The 4,963-nt window shown below is 55.8% G+C and carries 2 protein-coding genes; both read right to left on the bottom strand.

The genetic code is table 11. The features are described 5' to 3' along the window. The coding region (gene mfd, locus VKV18_RS07550) for a transcription-repair coupling factor (protein ID WP_324203602.1) at window positions 1–3,447 on the bottom strand (3,447 nt) is incomplete at its 3' end. 216 nt (window positions 3,448–3,663) lie between these two features. Then, on the bottom strand, window positions 3,664–4,599 hold the full coding sequence (locus VKV18_RS07545; protein ID WP_324203601.1) for a hypothetical protein: 936 nt from the start codon (window positions 4,597–4,599) through the stop codon (window positions 3,664–3,666). Window positions 4,600–4,963: the final 364 nt, after the last annotated feature.

Genomic DNA, 4,963 nt, shown 5'->3' with positions numbered 1-4,963 from the left:
TTTATGGGTGGTGAGAGGCAAGATGACCCCTTCGGATGTGAAGCGGTGCCCTTTGAAAGCGTAATTCAGCAGCCGAATAGCTTCTGGGGTAAGGCGGACGTGGGGGGCGAACCGGATGGTGATGCCGCTTCGATCCCCTTTTATGCTTGCGATGCCGATCTCTTTGCAGCGGAGGCGAATGCGCAAGATGGCTAGCGCCTCCCAAATCGGCCGCGGTGGGTCGCCGAATCGGTCTTCTAGTTCGGCCTGCAAGTTTTCGATGTCTTTCAAAGTACGAGCGCCACTCAGACGTTTATAGAAGTAGATGCGTTCCGCCTCGCCGGGGATGTAGCTTTCGGGAATGTAGGCGGTGACGGGTAGGTCTACGGCGGGAAGCACATCCTCTACCGGCTCTTCGCCACGCAGCTCCTGCACGGCCTGAGAAAGAAGTTGGCAGTAGAGATCGAAGCCCACGCTCAGCATAGCACCGCTCTGCTCAGCCCCTAGCAGGTTGCCTGCGCCGCGGATTTCAAGATCGCGCAGGGCCACTTTGTAGCCTGTGCCCAGTGCGCTGAACTCTCGGATGGCGGCGAGGCGTTGTTCGGCCACCTCACGAAGGGCTTTATTGGGACGATAGAGAAGGTAGGCGTAGGCCTGGCGATTGGAGCGCCCCACGCGACCGCGAAGCTGGTAAAGTTCCGCCAGCCCCATGCGGTCGGCGTTATCAATGATAATGGTGTTGCAGTTAGGGATGTCCAGCCCATTTTCGATGATGGTGGTACATAGGAGCACGTCGGCCTGATGATGATAGAAGTCGTACATAACCTGCTCTAGATCCTCTTCCGACATTTGTCCGTGGCCTACCACGATGCGCATGTCGGGCACGAGCTTTTTAAGGTGCTGTTCGACATGGTAGATCGATTCGATGCGGTTGTGGACAAAGTAGACCTGCCCGTCGCGCTCGAGTTCGCGCTGGATGGCATCGCGAATCAGCTCATCGTTGTATTCTCGCACATAGGTGATGACGGGCAAGCGCCCTTCGGGCGGGTCTTCGATAAGGCTCATATCCCGCAGGCCGGAGAGGGCCATAGAGAGGGTGCGCGGGATGGGTGTGGCTGTGAGGGTGAGCACATCCACCGAGGTGCGTAGCTGTTTGAGGCGCTCTTTCTGGGCGACCCCGAATCGCTGTTCTTCATCTATGATGAGCAGTCCGAGGTCTTTGAATTGAACGTCTTTGCTGAGGAGACGATGGGTGGCCACAACGATATCCACGCTGCCGGTTCGCAGGCCTTCTAACGTTTTACGCTGTTGGGCGCGGGTGCGGAAGCGCGAGAGCAGCTCGATCTTGATGGGATAGGCGGCAAGGCGTTCCGAGAAGGTGGCGTGGTGTTGGGCGGCGAGCACGGTAGTGGGGCAGAGAATGGCCACCTGTTTGCCGGCGGAGACCACCTTAAAGGCGGCACGGATGGCGACCTCGGTTTTGCCAAAGCCCACATCGCCGCAGATGAGCCGATCCATGGGCCGTTCACGTTCGAGGTCGGCTTTTACCTCTTGGATGGCCTGTAGTTGCCCTGGGGTCTCTTCATAGGGGAAGGCCTCTTCCATTTCGATCTGCCAAGGGGTATCGGGGCCAAAGGGTGGGCGTGTGGCGGCCTCGCGGGCGGCATAGAGGCGCAAAAGCTCTGCCGCTATCTTTTTAGCCTCTTGGCGCACCTTGCGCTTGGTGCGCTGCCAGTCGCCTCCGCCAATGCGGTTGATCTGGGGTGGGTTGCCATCGGCTCCTATGTAGCGCTGGATGCGGTCAATCTGATCGGCGGGCACATAGAGCTTATCTCCATCGGCATATTCGATGAAGAGGAAGTCACGTTCGGTGTCATCAATTTGGCGACGGACGAGGCCGCGATAGATGCCGATGCCGTGGTGGATGTGAACCACGTAGTCGTTTTCGCGCAGGTCGAGAAGAGAGCTAATCGCCACGCCGCCGGCCACCTTGCGATGGGAGTGGACAGGCCGTGCGGCACCGAACAGTTCCGCGTCGGTCAGGACATAGAGCCGAAGGTCGGTAAATTTGAACCCGGCTCGCAGTCGGCCTTCCTGCACGTAGAGCCCGGGGCGATCCACTTTCTGTTCTTTTGGTTGGGCGGGCAGATTCATCTCCGCGCAAATCTCGCGCACGCGCTGGGGTTGGTCGGAGACGATTAACACGCGACAGTCGTTTGCGACCCAGATGGCGATGTCGTCTGCGAGCATGGAGAGGCGACCTCGGTAGCCCTCCATAACGGCCGAGTGCACCTGCAGGGTTTGCGCGAGGTTGAAGGGTTCCACGTGTCGCTCAAGCAGAGTGAGCAGCAGAAGGCGGCGATGTTGCAGTCGCGCAAGCCCTTCTTCCAAGGTCAGGGTGGGAGGTTCGAGGTCGAGCAGTTCCCCATGGTTATAGTGGCGTTCCCGTGCGGAGCACAGGTCGGCGTGATAGCGTTGCCAATGCTCCCGAATTTGGTGGGGTTCATCGAGGATAACGATGCCTTGAGGTGGCAGGTGATCAAGGGCGCAGAGAGGTTCCGGCACGAGGTAGGTTATGTAGCGTTCCAGGCTATCGGAGCCGGTTCCTTGTTCGAGGCGGATCAGGTCGGCCTCTACGATTTCCGTGAGGCGCTCTGCGGCTTTGGTAGCCTCTCGTGTTTTTTGGGCGAGGAGTTCGGCACGTCGCGTTTCTAGTCGCGCTTTTATGTTCTGGAGGGCGAGGGCGATGCGTTGCGGATCGAGAACGGCCTCGTGGGCAGGCGCGATCTCAGTCCAGGCTTCGCGTCGTAGGGAGCGTTGGGTGGTTACATCGAATACTCGAATCGACTCGATGATGTCGCCAGACAGTTCGATGCGCACCGGCGCCTCGGCAGAAGAGGGATAGATGTCGAGAATGCCGCCACGGCGGCTAAACTCACCGGGCTGAGTGACGGTGAGGGTAGGCGTATAGCCGAGGGCGACCAGTTGCGCCACCACGGTGTCGAGGTCTATCTCGGTTTCGGCTTCGAGTCGAAAGCTTTTCTGTTGGAGATAGGTAGGCGGGATGGTACGGCGGAGCACGGCTTCGATGACACCGATGACCACGCAAGGCCGGTTTTGCCCCAGGAGGTTGAGGGCGCTTAGGCGTTCGCCGATGAGGCGATGGTCGGCCACATCGTCGGGGGTAAGGAGGCTTTGGGGGGCCGGCAGGACGGCCACGCTATCGCTCGGTAGGCCAAAATGGAGAAGATCATCGGCCAGGCGTTGGGCTTGCTCCTGTTGGTAGGTTATCAACAGAATGGGCTGTTTTAGGGCGGCGACCAACCGAGCCAGCAGGAAGCTTTTTGCGGTTCCGGCCAGCCCTTGAATGTGGGCGACGCTCGGCATTGGCGAATCGGTTAGGGAGCTTACAAGCGCATCGAGACCTGCAAGCTGGTCGGCAAGCGGCAGAAGTTCATTAAGGCTCATCGTTTTGGGCGAAGACAGCACAAAGAGGCGAAGGCCGTCTGCGGCGGCATTCGCCTTCTTGCTGATGATATGGAAGATGAAGCGACATCATTCGCCATCTATTTTACCGTAACGCCGTCTTTTTGGCAAGGAGGTTGTAGGTGTTATTTTTAAGTGGCCGAGTGCCCTTCCTCAAGTTTGACTGAGGACAGAGTGTCTCCCATAGGCTTCATAAAACTAGGAGGAAATGCGGCGTTTGAGGCCAATGATCAGACCGAAAACGATCACCAGGAGCGTTGTCAGGCTCACAATAAACAGCCATGCAAGAAAGTAGTGGCGCGATAGGGTTTTCGTTGACCGCTTATCCGCAATCCATCTTCCCCGGTTATCTACAAAATAGGCTACGTCGTGATCGCGATCGTACACGCGCGAACTTGGGAGCAGGTGGAGTGTAAAAAGGCTTTCGGGCACGTCGTTAATTTGAGCGGCAATGACGTGCACTTTAGAGACAGCACGCAACTGTAGTCCCTGTGGGGAAGGTGTGTACCAGTTGCGGGTGCCGTCTATGGGAATCCAGACGCTTTTTTTCTGAATAGCCTTGTCGCATAGGAACTCGACGATCTCACCGTTTTCAGTATGAATCTCCCATTTTGCAATAAGATAATCGTAGTTTGGGGCCAAATAAAGTGTGTCGGTGAAGCCGTTTTGATCTCTTGCCGTCACCTTTAGCACCGGGCCAAACGATGAGTTCTCATAACCGTGAACGGCAAGGGGCGTCGGCTGCAATGCCTCTGCTGCCCAGTGGAGGGAACCAAGAAAGTAGCCGAAATCCATGGGGGTTAGGGCCATACCCATATTTTGGCGTGAAAAGGTGCAATCGTTGACTGTTTTGCCTTGAAACTCAATGGTCGCAATCTGGTAATTACGGCGGCTATCAAATAGGGAAACCATGTTTTCTTGGTCGGAGCCGCGGCTATCGGGAAGGGGTTTCAAGTAGCACTTATCTCCTTTAGAGGAGAAGGCAAACTCGTAGGTCGTGGTGGAAGCAGCAGCGGTGCTGCTTTGTGGTACTGTCGAAGTCAGCTGGGCTGTGTAGAGGTAGATAAATTGAACCGATTTGATCTTCCGTTGTGCATTGCGGAGTTGTTGAAGAACGAAGGTTTTGGAGGGCAATGGGAAGGTCTTTCCCCCCGTCTGAGCGCTGCCAGACAGGGGGAAAGACAGGATAAGAAGGACGATAGATAAGGTTTTTGTGCTTACTAATCTCATTTGCTCATCGTCCGCATATTTGTGCTGTTATGGCTTTCGTACTAAACTATCAAGCCTAGTAAGCGTATCATTAATATAACAGACGAAAGTAGTTGTCAAGACCCCTTTTATGAACATGATCTCTTTGCTATAGAGTTACAGGGCATGTGATGCCGAAGTAAATGGGTTACGACAATATGCTTGGCTTATCATCTCGACGTCCCTAAAGAGGGTATTGTTGTTAGAGACTACTTTCCTTTAAAATAGGCCTAAATCAGTATGTTTGGAG

Origin of the sequence: Chthonomonas sp. (assembly GCF_035294505.1) — a bacterium.
GTDB lineage: Bacteria > Armatimonadota > Chthonomonadetes > Chthonomonadales > Chthonomonadaceae > Chthonomonas.
Note: the sequence above shows the minus strand (reverse complement) of the source record. Positions and strands in the feature narration are given on the sequence as shown.